The organism is Kushneria marisflavi, from assembly GCF_002157205.1.
In the GTDB taxonomy this organism is placed as follows: Bacteria; Pseudomonadota; Gammaproteobacteria; order Pseudomonadales; family Halomonadaceae; genus Kushneria; species Kushneria marisflavi.
Genome location: NZ_CP021358.1, coordinates 1919476 through 1935824 on the forward strand (window position 1 = coordinate 1919476; position 16349 = coordinate 1935824).

Sequence of the window (16349 nt, forward strand, 5' to 3'; positions counted from 1 at the left end):
CCGCGCCCAGCATGGGGGTCGTGCGCTTCTGCCCGTGATACCGGTTCATTTCAATGTCTGACCTGACCTCCTGCTTTCCCGATCAAACCACGCTCGAAGGCCTGGCCCATATGGCGCTGGGCCACGTCGAGCGTGAGTACCCCAATCTAGTGACTCACATGATGCGCGGGGCGCACGACATTGCCGCGCCTTCCACCCTGCATCCGATCTTTTACGGCAGTCTTGACTGGCATTCCTGCGTGCACAGCTACTGGCTGCTGGTACGCGTGTCGCGCCTTTATCCCACCAGCGAGATCGCAGCGCGCGTACAGGCACTGCTGCAACGCAACATCACCACCGAGAAGGTGGCAGGAGAACTGGCCTATTTTCAGGCGCCGGGACGCGACGGTTTCGAACGCCCCTACGGCTGGGCATGGTTTTTGAAACTCGTTGCCGAGCTTGAGACCTCCCCCCATGAGGCGATGCAGCAGGCGGCACAAACGCTGGCGCCTCTGATCCGTTTCATGACTCAGGCGTTTCTTGAGTTCTGGCCAAAGCAGACCTATCCGATTCGCACCGGTACCCATTACAACAGCGCCTTCGCTGGTGTCATGGCCCTTGAGTATGCGCGCATGCCTCACCAGCCGCCCGAACGCACGGCGCTTGAGCAGGTGCTGTGTCGGCGGGCACGGGAATGGTTCGACGGCGATCGTGGTGCCCAGGCCTGGGAGCCGGGCGGTGACGAGTTTCTCTCCCCGACGCTGATCGAGGCGCTCTACATGGCGCACGCGCTTGAGCCCGAGGCCTTCCGTAACTGGTTTGACGCCTTTTTACCGGCACTGGCCAGCGGTCAGCCGGAAACGCTGTTTATCCCGGCGGTGGTCAGCGATCGCAGCGATGGCAAGATCGCCCATCTGGATGGACTGAACCTGAGCCGCGCCTGGTGTTTTCGGTCGCTGGCTGCCCGGCTTGGCCAGGAACATCCCGCCCGCCTGCGCATGCAGAAGAGCGCCGAGACCCATCTGGCCGCGGCGCTCTCTCATCTCGGGGAGGATTATATGGGCGAGCACTGGCTGGCCACGCTCGCCCTGCTGGCACTGGAAGCCTGAGCGCTCGGAAGGGTCTCAGTGGGCCGGATGCAACAGCCCGGTCCGATAGGCCACGCGCCGGAAGGTATGTGGCATGGTAAACAGCACACGACCCGGGCCACGGTTGAGCGCCTGATGGACCAGCAGACACAGCGCACCAATCAGCAGCGTCATGGCCAGCGGCGTCACGGCCAACACACCGTTGCCAAGCGCGCCTTCGACATACAGCACCTCGGGCATGAAAGCGACCAGGACAAAGATCAGCAGCTTGTGGATCACGTAGATCGGCAGGGTGCGTCGGCCGATATCGCACAACATCGCCATTTTGAATCGCTGCGTCAGCAGGGCAAACAGATCGATGGTGGTCGAGACCATGAGTAGAGCGAGCACCAGCTTCACGCCCGGTGCGTCCATGCTCCCCAGCTTCCAGGCCGCCCCCAGCGCCATCAGGGTCAGGACGGCCGTGATCACGAATCGAACGGGGTTGCCCCGCGTGTAGTGGCGGGTGATCAACGGCTGAAGGTGGCAACCGATGGCGAAAAAGAAGAGATAGTTCATCAGCGTGGCCACATTCCACCATGACGACGGCAGCCACAGACTGGACACCAGATGCAGCACCACGCCAAGCCCGATGCTGATCACGGCCGGGTACGCCGTGTGCTGGAGCAGCTTGCAGGCGACGAAGTAGAGCACCAGCGCATAGAGATACCAGAGCCCCGTATTGGCGCTGACCAACTGCATGACCACCCCTGTCAGGGTTTCGGGATGGGCGCCGGCCGCGGCAACGTCAACATTCAACGGGACAATCACGCCTTCAATGAACAACCAGTACAGTCCGACCCACAGGACATAGACCCAGAGTAAATTGGCCACGCGGCTGGTGCGGACCTGCTCCCAGCCACGCCCCGTAATCGAGCGGCTGGCCAGAAAGCCCGAGATGAGAAAGAACAGCGGCATACGCAGGGGCTTGAGCGCCGTGATTCCCAGACTCCATAGCGTGGGGACCGCCGTCTGACCGAAATCGATCTGCTGCAGCACCATTTGATTAAAGTGATAAAGCACCACCGCAAGGATACACACTCCCTTGGCGGCATCGATCCAGTCGATCCGACGTGCACCGGGCATGCAGACACCTCGTTTTATTTGAGAAAATGTTAAATAAAGCGAAGATATTATGCGCGGCTCGAAAAACTAATCCATGGAGGGCAAAAACATGACACAAAACGACGTCAATGGTTACGTTAAACCCCTTTTCCAGTCGCCAAATATTTCATCAATGAAGACCTCGCAGGATGAGATAACCTGATGATATATCATGATGTGATCGACAGTGTGCAGTGTTGAAGGATCGCCCGGTGATCCTGAACGGAAAATACACCGGGCAGCCACCGGGTCATCTCATCCCACGATGTTGCAAGGCTCGCGGCCGTCGAGCAGCCGATTGATATTATCGGCCATGGCATCCTTGCGACGCTCGAGCGTCCCCTGGGTCCAGCCTGACATGTGCGGTGTCATGACCAGATTGTCGAGGGTCTGAAAGGGCAGATGGCCCGGGTGGGGGGCACCCTGTTCGGCCGATGGATACACATACCAGGTGTCGATGGTGGCGCGGCGGATGCGTCGCGAGGACAGCGCGTCAAAGAGCGCCTTCTCTTCGATGACACCGCCTCGACCCACGTTGATGACATGAACGTGTTCCGGCAGGGCTTCAAAGGCGCCGGCATCTACCAGTCCGCGAGTGGCAGGGGTCTCCGGCAGCGCCAAGACCAGGGCATCAAGCCCCTGATAGAAGCTTTCAAGCTCATCCAGTCCGAAAGCCTGCTCGAGGCCATACGCCTGCGCCTCTACCGGCGAACGGTTGGCGGCACGAACCCGCAGACCCAGCGCCCGGGCCGTGGCTGCCAGCGACTGGCCGATATGACCAAATCCGAGGATTCCAAGCAGCTGACCATGCAGCTCGCCATGCAGATGACGCCCCGATTGATAATACCAGTCGCCCTGCCGCAGGCGCTGATTGGCCTCCGCCAGCGGCACGCAATCATTGAGCAGGGCGGCCATGACATATTCGGTAATGGGAATATCGTGACCGTGACAGTTGCACAGCATGGCGCCTTCAGGGAGACGTGAGGTGTCGATGGCATCCACACCGGCGCCTACGGCCTGAAAGAGACGCACCGTCTCGGGTCGCGGCTGTTCGGCATCAAGGCGATGTCCGAGGATGATGTCGGCACGGGCAAACGCCGCTCGACCGGCCTCATCAAGCGTATCCGGCAGGCAGATCAGCTCGGCCTCGTGCTGCAGGCGGTCGCTGAACCCCTCGTGAAAGCTGGCAGCGTTCTGACCATGAAAGACAATGCGTGTACTCACGTCGTTACTCCGATGTCAGGGGGGTAATGGCGGCATCCAGCAGCGCCGGGTCCAGATGTTTCTCGATCGGCTCCAGCATCTCCCCGGCGAAAGCCATCAACCGTGCCAGGGCTTCATCCGCCGCCTGCACACGGCCATCGATGACGCACTCCAGCATCTCCTGATGCAGACGAATGTTGGTCCGGATCAACGGCTCATCGCCGAAATGCATCAAAAACAGATAGCCCAGCCGCCGAAAAAGCGTATGCAGCGGCCGCAGGGTGCGCTCAATGAAGGGTTCGCTTGCGGCCTTGAGGACGAGACGATCCAGCCGTCGATCGATGTCGTTGAAGCGACGCACCCGGTCATCGCACAGCGGGGCATCGTCCTTGACCAGGTCGGCCAGCGCCGCAGCCAGCTGGCGCATCTGACTGCGCTCGAGCGTGCTGGCCCGCTCACAGGCCTGCTCGATGGCAAAGCGCTCAAGATCATGACGCACCCGCAACAGGCGGCGCTCCCGCCCCAGATCGATGGGCAGCACTCGAATGCCGCGACCGGCGCGAACCTCCAGCAGCGTGTCATCACTTAACCGCCTCGTGGCCTCGAGTACCGGCATGCGTCCAAGCCCGGTACGCGTTTGAAGCTCGGCCATGGTGAGGAAGGCGCCCGGCCGCAGTTCCATATGGGCCAGCAGCGTCTCGAGACGCTCATAGGCCAGTTCTGCACGGGAAATGCCCGGCGTTTCATTGAGATGTTCCAGGGGCTCCAGCCTTCTTTCCTGCATGTTGTCCTCGCACGATGACGCCATTCGGCGTCGCTGTGAATACGCCCTATGTATCATATGATATTGCGATATACAGAAATATATTTCTCCTTCGGCAGCGCTTTATCGACGTCCATTCCCAAAAACGCTGCCTTTCGAAGGAGCGTGTCATGGCAGAACTTACCAGGCGCCGACTGCTGGCCGGTGCGGGTGCCGGCCTTCTTGGCGCCACAGCGTTATCCGGCCGGGTAATGGCCGAAGGCCATCGCCAGTATCGTCTGCGAGCACAGACCAACAAGAGTGAAACCTCGACCCAGGGCGCCATGTACACGCGCTTTGTCGAGCTCTGCGAGTCGCTCTCGGGTGGACGGTTATTGATCGATCTTCACTACTCAAGCGCCATTGTCAGCGATTTCCAGACCTTCGATGCCGCCGCCAACGGCGTGCTGGACATCGACATGACCGGTGCCAGCTATCTCACCGGCAAGGACCCCGCCTTCCAGTTCATCGGCGATGTCATGGGCGGATATGAAGATCCCATTCAGCTGCACGCCTGGCTCGATATGCCCGAGGCCCGCGCCATTGTCGCCCCCCTCTACGGTCGCTACAACATGTATTGCGTCGGCCTGCTCTGCCCACCGCTCGAGTCATTGAGCTCGACCGTACCGCTACCGGGAATCGAGTCGCTCCAGGGGTGGAAATTTCGCTCTCCGCCGGGCATGGAGAGCGAGATCTTCACACGGCTGGGCGCGGCCCCTGTCGTCATGGCCTTCGGGGAAGTCTTTACGGCGATGGAGACCGGCGTGGTCAGCGGCGCCGATGCCGGCACGCTGGCCCTCAATCGCTCGCTGGGCCTTTACGACATCTGCAAATACGCCACCTACCCGGGCTTTCACTCCATGCCGGCCGACCACGTGGCCATCAATCTCGACAGCTGGAACGCGCTGCCTGTCGAGCTGCAACGCGTCATCGAAGTCGCGCAGCGCGCCATTGCCTTTGATGTCATCAAAAACGTCACGGTCGATGATCACCGGGTTCTGACCGACCTGGCCGATCAGGTCACCTTCCACGACTGGTCGGAGCAGGACCGACTGGCCTTTCGTGAGGCAGCGCTGGAAGTCTGGAAGGACTGGGCGACGCGTAGCGAGGCAGCCGATGCGATGGTGAGAAGCCATCTCGCCTTCATGCGTCAAATGGGGCTTCTGAGTTGAAGCCACTGCAACCGGGGAGGTCGTGATGTCCAATCAAACGCTCAGGAAACCTGCCTTTCAATGGGATGAGCTGCCCGCCTGGCTATTCATGGTGGTCATCTTCGCCATGACATGGGAAGTGGTGTCCCGCTATTTCTTTCTGGCCCCGACCAGCTGGGCCAATGAGCTATCGCTGTATGTCTGTGCCATTGCCTATGTTTATGCCGGCGTCTTTGTCATGCGCCGTGACGCCCATCTGCGCGTCACCGTGCTCTACGATCTCGCCCCGCGCCGATTAAGGCGTGCCCTTGATGTCGTGCAGTGCCTGATGACGCTGTGCTTTTGTTTGATCGTGGCCGGATTTGGCGCCCGCGAGGCCTGGGTGGCCCTGATCAATGGCGAGCGTTTTGGCACGGTCTGGAACGCGCCCATTCCGATGACCCTCAAGCCATTGATCGTGATCTGCGCACTGGTCATGGCAGTGATGTCGGTCATCAATCTTTATCGCCGCTGGCACCAGCAGGAGCGTGACTCATGAGCATCGCCTTCATGTCTCTGGTCCTGCTGGGCGGGCTGATCCTGTCCATGGCCATGGCAGTTCCCCTGGGATTTGCTGCCGGCGGGGTGGCCTCGCTGATGGCCCTTTTCGATTTCGGCCCGGATGTGCTGGGGCTTGCCATGCAGAAGATTTATGGCATGGCGACCGATATCTCCTTTGCCTCGGTCCCCTTGTTCATTTTGATGTCGGCCCTGCTGGAGCGCTCGCGGCTGGCCCGGGATCTCTTTGACAGCCTTCAGTATCTGGTGGGCGGCATACGGGGGGGCGTGGCGCTGGTCACGCTTTTGATCGCGGTCGTCATGGCCGCCATGAGCGGCATCATCGGCGGCGAAATCGTCATGCTCGGCCTGGTTGCGCTGCCCCAGATGCTGCGCCTGAACTATGACCGCAACCTCTCCATCGGCGTCATCGTGGCCGGCGGCTCACTGGGCACCATGATCCCGCCAAGCATCGTGCTGATCATTTTCGGACTGGTCGGCGGCACCAGTATTCAGGCGCTCTTTTCAGCCACGGTCATCCCCGGGCTGATGCTCGCCGGCAGCTACCTGCTCTATGTGGTCATACGATGCTGGATCAATCCCTCGCTGGCCCCCGCCAGCCGGGATGCCGTGCCGGAAGGGATGACCCGGCGACGTGCCATGGCCGGCCTGATACCGCCCATGCTGCTGATCATTCTGATTCTGGGCTGTATCTACGGCGGGGTAACCTCGATTACCGAAGCCGCCTGCGTGGGCGTCATCGGGACACTGGCCCTGATTGTCGTACGTGGCGAACTTGGCCTGTCCCTTTTGCATCAGGCGCTGGTCCAGACTCTACGTGCCGTTGGCATCCTGCTCTGGGTGACCTTTGGCGTGGCCGTGCTGATCAGCGTCTATAACCTGATGGGCGGGCGAGCGTTCATTAATGAGCTGATTCTGGGCGCGGGTCTGACGCCCATGATGACCATCCTTCTGATGCTGCTCGTGTTTCTGATCCTGGGCTGTTTCATGGACTGGATCGGGATCGTGCTGCTGACCATCCCCATCTTTTTGCCCATCGTGGTTGAGCTTGGCATGAGTCCCGTCTGGTTCGGGGTGCTTTTTTCGATCGCCATGCAGATTGCCTTTCTCTCACCGCCCTTCGGCTCGGCGGCCTTTTACCTGATGAGCGTAGCCCCGAAGGGCATCACGCTGATGGATATCTACCGCTCCGTCTGGCCGTTCATGCTCATCCAGCTTGCCGTGCTGGTACTGGTGCTGCTCTTTCCACAACTCGCCCTGTGGCTGCCCGGCCTGATTCAATAACTGGAGTTCACTGATGAAAATCACTGCCATCGAAACCCTGCACGCGCGCGAATTCGAAAACGTGCTCTGGGTACGTATCCATACCGATGAGGGCACCATTGGCCTGGGGGAAACCTTCTACGGCGCCGGTGCCGTGGCCGCCCATATTCACGACACCCTGGCGCCCAGGCTACTGGGGCGCGACCCGCTGGCCATCGAGGCGCTTCACCGGGAGATGACCAACCTACCATTGGCACACGCCTCGACCGGCGCCGAGTCGCGCGCCACCTCGGCCATTGATATCGCGCTGTGGGATCTGTTTGGCAAGGTCTGTCAGCAGCCGGTGCATCAGATGCTGGGCGGGCTCTGCCAGCCGCGGCTAAGGATCTACAACACCTGCGCCGGCTACGGCTATGTCCGCAACCGTGATATTCGAACGGTCAAAAACTGGAATCTGGGCAGCAGCGAAGGCCCTTTCGAGGATCTCAACGCCTTCATGACCGATGCCGGCGCACTGGCCGAAAATCTGCTGGAAAGCGGTATCAGCGCCATGAAGATCTGGCCCTTTGACCCCATCGCTCAGCAGACCCATGGGCTGGACATCAACGCCGAGCAGATGAAAACGGCGCTGCGCCCCTTCGAACAGATTCGAAATCGCGTGGGCGATGCGATGGACATCATGGTGGAGTTTCACTCCCAGTGGAATCTGACCAGTGCCAAGCGCATTGCCAGGGCGCTGGAGCCCTATAACCCGTACTGGTTCGAGGACCCGATCAAGATGACCTCAACCTCGGCGCTGGGGGAATACGCGCGCGCCACCTCGGTACCGGTATGCGGCAGTGAAACGCTGGGCTCGCGCTGGCCCTACAAGGAGATGCTCGATCAGGACGCGCTTGGTGTGGTGATGGTGGATCTGTGCTGGACCGGCGGGCTGACCGAGGGCCGCAAGATCGCCGCCCTTGCCGAGACCTTTCACAAGCCCTTCGCGCCACACGACTGCATTGGCCCTGTCGGTTTCGCCGCCGCCGTCCACATGTCCTTCAGTCAGCCCAACACCCTGATTCAGGAGTCGGTCCGGGCCTTCTACCGCGGCTGGTATCAGGAGCTGGTCACGACCGTTCCGCGCATCGAAAACGGTTACGTCTATCCCATGGAAGGGCCGGGGCTGGGGGTCGAGCTGCTGCCGGAAGTCTTTGAACGCCCCGACCTGGTCACCCGTAAAAGCCAGTAACGCGACAGGGAGAACCCCATGATGAATCTGTTTGATCTCACCGGCAGAACCGCCCTGATTACCGGCTCATCGGGAGGGCTGGGACTGGCCATGTCACAGGCCCTCAGCGATGCGGGGGCGGCCATCGTCCTGCATGGCCGCAATCAGGACAAGCTGCGCGAGGCGGCGGCACAATTTGCGTCCAGAGACGTCGAGGTAGAGACCCTCTCCTTTGATGTCACCTGCGAAGCCGACGTGCACCGGGCGTTCGAGAGCCTCGACGAACGCGGCATCACGATCGATATCCTGATCAACAATGCCGGCATGCAGCATCGCCAGCCGATGGTAGAGCTGTCGCTGGCCGACTGGCAAAAGGTGATCGACACCAATCTGAGCGCAGCCTTTCTGGTGGGCCAGCAGGTGGCGCGGCGCCTGATTGAAAAGGGGCAGGGCGGCAAGATCATCAACGTCGGCTCGCTGACAAGCCAGGTGGCTCGGGCAACCGTGGCACCCTATACGGCGGCAAAGGGAGGCATCCGGCTGCTGACCTGTTCGATGGCCGCCGAGTGGGCCGAACACAACATCCAGGCCAACGCCATAGGTCCGGGGTACATGCTGACGGACATGACCCGCGCCCTGTCAGAGGACCCGACATTTGACGGCTGGGTCAAGGCGCGCACGCCATCGCGCCGATGGGGCCTTCCGGAAGACCTGGCCAGTACGGTCATCTATCTGGCGGCACCCGGTTCAGGCTACGTCAATGGACAGATCATCTATGTCGATGGCGGCATGCTGGCCGTGTTGTAGCCCAAAAACCTCAGGGGCCCGCTTTGGCCGGCCCCTAACCCAAAAGCGAGCGCAGCCCGGCAATCGCACTCTGGCCGCGCTCGCGTTTTTTCTCCGGGTCTTCCTTGTCGGCGCGGCCGTACCACTCCAGATCTTCCGGCGGCAGCTCGTCAAGAAAGCGACTCGGTGCGCAGTTCATCATCTCGCCAAACTGCTTGCGCTGCTGGGCCAGTGACAGGGTCAGCGTCTGACGGGCGCGGGTGATGCCCACATAGGCCAGCCGGCGCTCCTCCTCGATGGTGTCCATCTCGATCGAGTTGCGATGCGGCAGCAGTTCCTCCTCCATGCCCATCACGTAGACATGCGGGAACTCGAGCCCCTTGGAGGCGTGCAGGGTGAGAAGCTGCACCTTGTCGGTGTCATCTTCCTGGGCCTGCTGGTCGAGAATGTCGCGCAGCACCAGTCGCGAGATGGCGGCTTCAACGTCGTCGGTCTCCTCGGCCGCGTCATCGCCATCCTCCGTGTCACGGTGCATCGACTTCTCGAGCTGATCGATCAGGATATACACGTTGCCCATGCGCTTTTCGGCAATGATCGGCGCGCTGGCGTTCTGATAGAGCCAGGCCTCGTAATCCATCTCGGCAAACATCGCCCGGATCGCGGCGATCGCATCGCCCTGATCCATGCGTTTGCGGATGCCTTCCAGAAAGTGGTTGAAGCGCCCCAGCCGATCCACGGCGCGCTCGGAGAGCACGTGCGAAAGCCCCATCTCGCTGCAGGCGGCAAAGAGGCTGACCTTGCGCTCCTGAGCGTAGTTGGCCAGTTTCTCGAGCGTGGTGGGACCGATCTCGCGGCGCGGAACGTTGACGATGCGCAAAAAGGCGTTGTCATCGGCCGGGTTGATCAGAAGGCGCAGATAGGCCATCGCATCCTTGATCTCATTGCGCGAGAAAAAGGAGGTGCCACCGGAGAGCTTGTAGGGAATCTGGTGGTGCTGGAGCTTCAACTCCAAAAGCCTTGCCTGAAAGTTGCCGCGATAGAGCACGGCAAAATCGCGCCACTGGGCGCTCTCCTTGATGCGCCGGGTGAGGATTTCGGTGGCGACCCGCTCGGTCTCGGCTTCCTCGTTGCGATTGACGATGATCCGGATCGGCTCGCCGCGCCCCTTGTCCGACCACAGCGTCTTCTCATAGACGTGCGGATTGTTGGCAATCAGGGTGTTGGCGGCCTTGAGGATGATCGAGGTCGAGCGGTAGTTCTGTTCCAGCTTGATGACGTTAAGCGAGGGAAAGTCCTCACCGAGCTGCACCAGGTTTTCCGGGCGTGCGCCGCGCCAGGCATAGATCGACTGGTCATCATCGCCCACCACGGTAAAGGTCTGGCGCTCGGCCATCAGCATGCGCACCAGCTGATACTGGCTGGAGTTGGTGTCCTGATACTCGTCCACCAGCATGTAGTGGATGCGGTTTCGCCAGCGCTGGAGCACCTCCGGGTGACGCTCGAACATGGTCGCCGGCAGCATGATCAGGTCATCGAAATCGACCGCGTTATAGGCCTTTAAATGGCGCACGTAGTGCTCGTAAATGCGCGCGCACCAGGCATCGTCCTCGGTCTCGGCGTGTGAAAGCGCATGCCCCGGCAGAATCAGGTCGTTTTTCCAGTTCGAGATTCGACCCTGCACCTGGTTGATCTGATCGGCATCGATCTGGGCGTCCTTTTGCATCAGATCGCGCAAAAGCGCCTTGGCATCCTCCGGATCAAACAGCGAAAAGCCCGGGCGCAGGCCCAGCGTTTTCAGCTCCGAGCGGATGATGGTCAGCCCCAGGGTATGAAAGGTCGACACGGTCAGGCCGTGGCCGCTGCGCCCGGGCAACAGTGCCTGTACGCGCTCCTTCATCTCGCGGGCGGCCTTGTTGGTAAAGGTAACCGCCGCAATGCGTCGGGCGCTCATGCCGCACTCGTGGACCAGATAGGCGATCTTGGTGGTGATCACGCTGGTCTTGCCGGAGCCGGCACCGGCGAGCACCAGACAGGGGCCATCGATGTATTTCACGGCTTCACGCTGACGCGGATTGAGGCCGCTGATGCGTTGGCGAATATCGGACATGGGAACAACCTGATGGAAGGCAGATGACGCAAGCACATCATGATACATCCTGTGCCCTCACCTGTGCTGTAATGACAGGACTCGAACCGGCCCGTCGCCACCGTTCAGGAGAGTAATTGATGCGTTATCAGAGGTTTGCACGAAGTCTCGGACAACGTCTTTTTCACACAGGTACAGGGTTGCTGATGGGCGGCATCGCCCTCGGGGTCGCCATGCCGGCCAGCGCCGCCTGTCAGATTCAGGCCATCCGATACGATTATCCTGCTCAGCGCATGGATCAGGCCCTGCAGCAGTTTGCCCACACCAGCGGCTGCCCGGTCGAGGTGGACAACACCCTGGTCGACAATCATCAGGCACGGGCCCTGTCCGGACGCTTCACACCGGATGCCGCCCTGATTCAGCTGGTGCGAGGCTCGGGCCTTGAAGTCCATCTGGACAACGACCATTACCGGATCAATCAGAGTGACCGCGAGCGCATCAATGATCTGGTCAAGACGTTTCGCTATCGCATCGAAAGCGCCCGGGACAACGATGAGCTCAGCCAGAACGACGCCCGGGCCCTCGACACCCAGCTCGATGCCATCGAAGCGCAAAGCGATCAGCTGATCACCGAGCAGGGCTTTTTGAGCGCCGCCGAGAAGGCCAGCTATGAGCGTCTCTTTGCCTGGCTGGAAGGGCGGCTGGCACCCGGTACCCTTTAAGACCTGCATCCAATCGACATCGCAGCGACGCTCATGACCACAACATCAGACAGTGACACCAGACAACAACAAGAGGCCACAGGGATGAGGATCATTCAGGACGATTTGAGCAGCGAGGTCACCGTCGCGCTGATCCGCGCGCATGTCACAGACCTTGCCGGCCACTCTCCCGCAGAGAGCTGTCATGCGCTGGATATCGAGGCGCTGCGCGCCCCCGGCATGATGTTCTGGAGTGTGTGGGAGGATGACACCCTTGCCGGCTGCGGCGCACTCAAGACACTCGATGAGACTCATGGGGAGATCAAGTCGATGCGCACGGCCGATACGCACCTGCGCCGTGGGGTGGCGGCCAAGCTGCTCGATCATATTATTCGCGAGGCGCGCACGCGCGGCTTCAAGCGGCTGAGCCTTGAGACCGGGACACCAGCGGTCTTCGCCCCGGCACGCAGCCTCTATGCCCGCTTCGGGTTCGAAACCTGCCCGCCGTTTGGCAGCTATAGCGAGGACCCTTACAGCGTGTTCATGACGAAATCGCTTGAGGATCCGGGCTACGACATCCCGTCGAAATCCAGCTGCCGCCAGGCCTCGTAAACCAGCACCGCACAAGCGTTGGACAGGTTAAGACTGCGGCTATCGGCACGCATGGGGATGCGCAGGCGCTGATGCTCGGGCAGGCCATCGATCAGGGCCTGCGGCAGGCCGCGGCTTTCCGGACCAAACAGCAGCACATCGCCGGTCTGATAGGCCACCTGATCATGACGGGTGCGCCCGCGCGTGGTGATGGCCAGCAGGCGCTGCGGCTCGACGACGACCATGAAGGCCTCGAGCGAGGCATGCACCTGAACGCGGGCCCACTCGTGGTAATCGAGCCCGGCCCGGCGCAGACGCTTGTCATCGAGTTCAAAGCCGAGCGGCTCGATCAGATGCAGGCGAAAGCCGGTATTGGCGCAGAGTCTGATGATGTTGCCGGTATTGGGCGCGATTTCCGGCTCGAACAGGGCGATGTCCAGCATGGCGGGGGTTCTCTACTTCGGGGACCGGTGTTGTCGTGATCAACGCTTGCGATCAACGGTTGACAGGCTTGTGACCAACGACAGCGGGCCCGGCACAAAGGCCGGGCCCGCTTGCATCAGGCATCTGCCGGATTAGAAACCGACGGAGACACCCAGTTCCGGACCGCTGAACAGCGTCTTGCCATCGTGGTTATCGAAATCGGTATGGTAATAGCGATAACCCACATAGCCGTAGGTGTTGGCGATCAGCGTGGCACGTGCGCGGGCGCCGTACTCATAGCTTTCATTGACGTCGCCATGGCTCAGCCCTTCCGGCGTATAGAAGCCGTAGCCACCGACGCTGACACGCGGGATCGGCGTATCGACATAGGCCGAACCGCCCAGGCCCAGACCGCCCCCGTCACCGTAGTCGGAGTCCAGGTACTGATAGCGCCCGCCGACGGACACATCGACGCCCGGCAGGTAGGGTGAGAACATCAGCTGGCCGGAGTAGGCCTTGGTATTGTTGCCGCTGTCGTTGGTGCTGAAATAACCCAGTCCGGCACTAAAGCCCGGCAGCAGGCCCTGATTGACCTGAAAGCCGTGGGCATCCTCGCCACCGCTGGCCGAGACGCTCAGAGCCGAGGCATTGAGACTTGAGAGGGCAAGGCCTGCGCCCAGTACCGAGATGATGATCTTTTTCATTTTTGAAATCCTTGGCTTGTTGTCCCCTTGAATGGGACATGCGCTGTCAGAGTTGAATCCGTTCGCCTGCGGAAATACAGGCCGGTAGGCACCGACGCATTGTGCCATCATGATGAAGTGAGCCGGCATGATGACATCCTTTTTATTAAGGTTAGCTTACCAACGCTTGAAGCCGTTACCCTAAACGCCGTAGCGCGCGCGATACTCCTGAATATCGCGGGCATAAGGGGCAAGCGCGGCATCGCCGTGGGTCTCGAGATATTCGAGAATGCCGGCCAGCGTCACGATCGGTATGACCGGAATGTCGTAGCGCCTGCGAACATCCTCGATGGCGCTGATGTCCCCCTGACCGCGCTCCTGGCGGTCAAGGGCCACCACCACGCCGGCGGCGGTGGCACCGGCAGCTTCAATCAGGGCCATGGATTCACCAATGGCGGTACCGGCGGTAATGACATCATCAATGATCAGCACGCGGCCGGACAGCGGTGCGCCAACAATCGAGCCGCCTTCACCGTGGTCCTTGGCTTCCTTTCGATTGAACGACCAGGGCAGATTGCGGTCATGATGAGTCGCCATGGCAATGGCCGTACTCGATGCCAGCGGGATGCCCTTGTAGGCAGGGCCGAACAGGAGATCGAACTCCACGCCGGCGCGCTGAATGGCCCCGGCATAACAGCGCCCCAGCATGGCCAGTGCCGCACCACTGTGAAAATGGCCGGCATTGAAGAAATAGGGACTGACGCGCCCCGACTTGAGGGTGAACTCGCCAAAGCGGAGCGCTTGCTCGGCAATGGCGAATTCGATGAATTCTCGCTGCTCGTCAAACATGTCGTACCCTTATTTCTTGTCCCGGCTCTTTACCCAAACCTGTCAGGCTCGGGTATCATACACGCGCGAAAAACAAGGGACCATGTATGAAAATCGCCAGTATCAACGTCAATGGCATGCGCAGGGCCGTCGAACGGGGTTTCCTCGACTGGCTGAAGGCGCAGGATGCCGACATCGTCTGCGTGCAGAACCTGAAGACCAAAAGCTTCGAGCTGGACGACTCGATCCTCTATCCGGAAGGCTATGAAGGCTATTTCCTGGATGCCGAGCAGGACGACTTTTCAGGCGTGGGTATCTACTGCCGCAAGATCCCCAAGGCGATCATGTATGGTCTGGGCTTTGAGCAGTGCGACAACGAAGGTCGCTTTTTGCAGGCCGACTACGAGCGCTTCAGCGTCGCGTCCTTTCTGATGCCGGAAGACCCGCACGCCAAGCAGCGCTTTATTGCGCAGTACAGCGACTACCTCAGCAAGCTGCGCCGCAAGCGTCGCCAGTACATCATCGCCGGCAGCTGGTACATCGCCCACAAGACCGTCGATCTCGACCACTGGTCCGAGCACCAGAGCACGCCCGGGTTTCGCCCCGAAGAGCGCGCGTTCATGGACCAGGTCTTCGGCCCGATGGACTTTGTCGATACCTTCCGCGAAATCGAGCGCAACGCCGGCCATCACACCTGGTGGCAAAAGCACGACAGCGAAGTGCCGCGCAAGCGTCAGGACGGCTGGCGTACCGACTACCAGATCACCGGGCCTGACATCGCCCGCACGGTCAAGAGCGCCTGGATCGACCGTGACGCTGATTTCAGCGAGTTCGCACCGCTGATCATCGAATACGATCTGGAGCTCTGATTCCCGCAGTCGATGACGGCCCGACCGTGATCGACCGCTTTTGGCTCTTGTTGGCCGCCGCTCGGTCCCTTCGCGCAACGGCGCCGACAGCTTCTCGCTGTCGGCGCCGTGTCGTTGTGCGGCTGACGTGCCAGATCGCTCGGATCAGCTGACCGTGCCCAGCGCTTCGCGCTGATGGGCAAAGAGCTGCTCGCAGCCGGCTTCCGCCATGTCCATCATGGCGTTGAGCTCACTGCGCGAGAACGACTTCTTCTCGGCCGTGCCCTGCACCTCGATGATACCGCCATCGGCGGTCATGACCACGTTCATGTCGGTCTCGGCGCGCGAGTCCTCGGCGTAGTCCAGATCCGTGACCGCCTGTCCCTTGAAGATGCCGACCGATACCGCACTGACCAGCTGCTTGAGTGGGTCCGTCTTGATCTGCTTGCTGCGCTGCAGCGACTGGATCGCATCCACCAGCGCCACACAGCCGCCGGTAATCGCCGCCGTACGCGTGCCACCATCGGCCTGAAGCACGTCGCAGTCGATGGTGATGGTGAACTCGCCCAGCTTTTTCAGATCGATCGCCGCGCGCAGGCTGCGCCCGATCAGACGCTGAATTTCCACCGTGCGACCACCCTGCTTGCCACGCGCCGCTTCCCGGCCGCTGCGGGTATGGGTCGCGCGCGGCAGCATGCCGTACTCGGCCGTGATCCAGCCCTGACCCTTGCCACGCAGCCAGCGGGGCACACCGGCTTCAACACTTGCCGTACACAGCACCTGCGTATCGCCAAAGGCGACCAGCACCGAGCCTTCGGCGTGCTTCGTGTAGCCGCGGGTCAGGGTAATTTCACGGGTTGCCTCGGGGGCACGTCCACTGGGTCGCATGACACTCTCTCTACTGGTAAAAATGAAGACACAAACCAAAAGGCGGGCCGGGCATCTTACACGCCTGCCTGCGCAATGAACGAATCGTTTAGACTGATCGCTTTCACCTCTTACGCAA

17 protein-coding genes are annotated in these 16349 nt (G+C 60.9%); 9 read left to right on the top strand and 8 right to left on the bottom strand.

Annotated elements, in window-relative coordinates; translation table 11 throughout:
- Positions 1 to 53: 53 nt before the first annotated feature.
- The gene (locus B9H00_RS08760; protein WP_211329593.1) at positions 54 to 1088 is read left to right on the top strand and encodes a DUF2891 domain-containing protein; all 1035 of its coding nucleotides are present in this window, start codon (positions 54 to 56) and stop codon (positions 1086 to 1088) included.
- Positions 1089 to 1103: 15 nt separating this feature from the next.
- Here B9H00_RS08760 and B9H00_RS08765 read toward each other — a convergent pair whose 3' ends face one another.
- The 3 genes from B9H00_RS08765 to B9H00_RS08775 form a co-directional block, all read right to left on the bottom strand.
- Complete coding sequence (locus tag B9H00_RS08765) at positions 1104 to 2192, bottom strand: acyltransferase family protein (protein WP_086900339.1); 1089 nt, start codon at positions 2190 to 2192, stop codon at positions 1104 to 1106.
- Between the two features lie 273 nt (positions 2193 to 2465).
- Positions 2466 to 3434: a 2-hydroxyacid dehydrogenase gene (locus B9H00_RS08770; protein ID WP_086900340.1), complete on the bottom strand. Its 969-nt coding sequence runs from the start codon at positions 3432 to 3434 to the stop codon at positions 2466 to 2468.
- A 4-nt stretch (positions 3435 to 3438) separates the two neighbouring features.
- Positions 3439 to 4197, bottom strand: coding sequence for a GntR family transcriptional regulator (locus B9H00_RS08775; RefSeq protein ID WP_169713434.1), 759 nt, complete (start codon positions 4195 to 4197; stop codon positions 3439 to 3441).
- Between the two features lie 149 nt (positions 4198 to 4346).
- On the opposite strand from B9H00_RS08775, the gene B9H00_RS08780 reads away from it, so the two are divergent.
- Genes B9H00_RS08780 through B9H00_RS08800 form a run of 5 tightly spaced genes read left to right on the top strand, consistent with a single transcriptional unit; the run spans position 4347 to position 9204 of the window.
- The gene (locus B9H00_RS08780; RefSeq protein ID WP_086900342.1) at positions 4347 to 5387 is read left to right on the top strand and encodes a type 2 periplasmic-binding domain-containing protein; all 1041 of its coding nucleotides are present in this window, start codon (positions 4347 to 4349) and stop codon (positions 5385 to 5387) included.
- Between the two features lie 25 nt (positions 5388 to 5412).
- Positions 5413 to 5904 carry a TRAP transporter small permease subunit gene (locus B9H00_RS08785; protein WP_086900343.1) on the top strand — a complete coding sequence of 164 codons (492 nt, stop codon included), beginning with the start codon at positions 5413 to 5415 and terminating at the stop codon, positions 5902 to 5904.
- A complete protein-coding gene (locus B9H00_RS08790; RefSeq protein ID WP_086900344.1) occupies positions 5901 to 7208 on the top strand; it encodes a TRAP transporter large permease in 1308 nt (435 codons plus the stop codon). The genes B9H00_RS08785 and B9H00_RS08790 overlap by 4 nt, the downstream gene beginning before the upstream one ends.
- A gap of 13 nt (positions 7209 to 7221) precedes the next feature.
- The gene (locus tag B9H00_RS08795) at positions 7222 to 8418 is read left to right on the top strand and encodes a mandelate racemase/muconate lactonizing enzyme family protein (protein WP_086900345.1); all 1197 of its coding nucleotides are present in this window, start codon (positions 7222 to 7224) and stop codon (positions 8416 to 8418) included.
- An 18-nt stretch (positions 8419 to 8436) separates the two neighbouring features.
- Entirely contained in the window at positions 8437 to 9204 is a 768-nt protein-coding gene (locus tag B9H00_RS08800) for an SDR family oxidoreductase (RefSeq protein ID WP_086900346.1), read from the top strand.
- 34 nt (positions 9205 to 9238) lie between these two features.
- On the opposite strand, the gene rep is transcribed toward B9H00_RS08800, so the two are convergent.
- Positions 9239 to 11290 carry a DNA helicase Rep gene (gene rep, locus B9H00_RS08805; protein ID WP_086901795.1) on the bottom strand — a complete coding sequence of 684 codons (2052 nt, stop codon included), beginning with the start codon at positions 11288 to 11290 and terminating at the stop codon, positions 9239 to 9241.
- 119 nt (positions 11291 to 11409) lie between these two features.
- Between rep and B9H00_RS08810 the strand changes: the two genes are divergently transcribed.
- Complete coding sequence (locus tag B9H00_RS08810) at positions 11410 to 11991, top strand: STN domain-containing protein (protein WP_086900347.1); 582 nt, start codon at positions 11410 to 11412, stop codon at positions 11989 to 11991.
- Positions 11992 to 12075: 84 nt separating this feature from the next.
- Positions 12076 to 12582 (top strand): GNAT family N-acetyltransferase, encoded by a 507-nt coding sequence (locus B9H00_RS08815; RefSeq protein ID WP_086900348.1) that lies wholly within the window; start codon positions 12076 to 12078, stop codon positions 12580 to 12582.
- Here B9H00_RS08815 and trmL read toward each other — a convergent pair.
- The 3 genes from trmL to pyrE all read right to left on the bottom strand — a co-directional run bounded on the left by trmL (position 12540) and on the right by pyrE (position 14516).
- Complete coding sequence (gene trmL, locus B9H00_RS08820) at positions 12540 to 13004, bottom strand: tRNA (uridine(34)/cytosine(34)/5-carboxymethylaminomethyluridine(34)-2'-O)-methyltransferase TrmL (protein WP_086900349.1); 465 nt, start codon at positions 13002 to 13004, stop codon at positions 12540 to 12542. The two genes, B9H00_RS08815 and trmL, sit on opposite strands and share 43 nt — an antisense overlap.
- A 132-nt stretch (positions 13005 to 13136) precedes the next feature.
- Positions 13137 to 13688 carry a YfaZ family outer membrane protein gene (locus tag B9H00_RS08825; RefSeq protein ID WP_086900350.1) on the bottom strand — a complete coding sequence of 184 codons (552 nt, stop codon included), beginning with the start codon at positions 13686 to 13688 and terminating at the stop codon, positions 13137 to 13139.
- A gap of 180 nt (positions 13689 to 13868) precedes the next feature.
- Positions 13869 to 14516, bottom strand: a complete 648-nt coding sequence (gene pyrE, locus B9H00_RS08830) for an orotate phosphoribosyltransferase (RefSeq protein ID WP_086900351.1) — start codon at positions 14514 to 14516, stop codon at positions 13869 to 13871.
- Between the two features lie 86 nt (positions 14517 to 14602).
- Here pyrE and B9H00_RS08835 point away from each other — a divergent pair, with 86 nt between their 5' ends.
- The gene (locus B9H00_RS08835) at positions 14603 to 15364 is read left to right on the top strand and encodes an exodeoxyribonuclease III (protein ID WP_086900352.1); all 762 of its coding nucleotides are present in this window, start codon (positions 14603 to 14605) and stop codon (positions 15362 to 15364) included.
- Between the two features lie 144 nt (positions 15365 to 15508).
- On the opposite strand, the gene rph is transcribed toward B9H00_RS08835, so the two are convergent.
- Positions 15509 to 16231, bottom strand: a complete 723-nt coding sequence (gene rph / locus B9H00_RS08840; protein WP_086900353.1) for a ribonuclease PH — start codon at positions 16229 to 16231, stop codon at positions 15509 to 15511.
- Positions 16232 to 16349 lie beyond the last annotated feature (118 nt).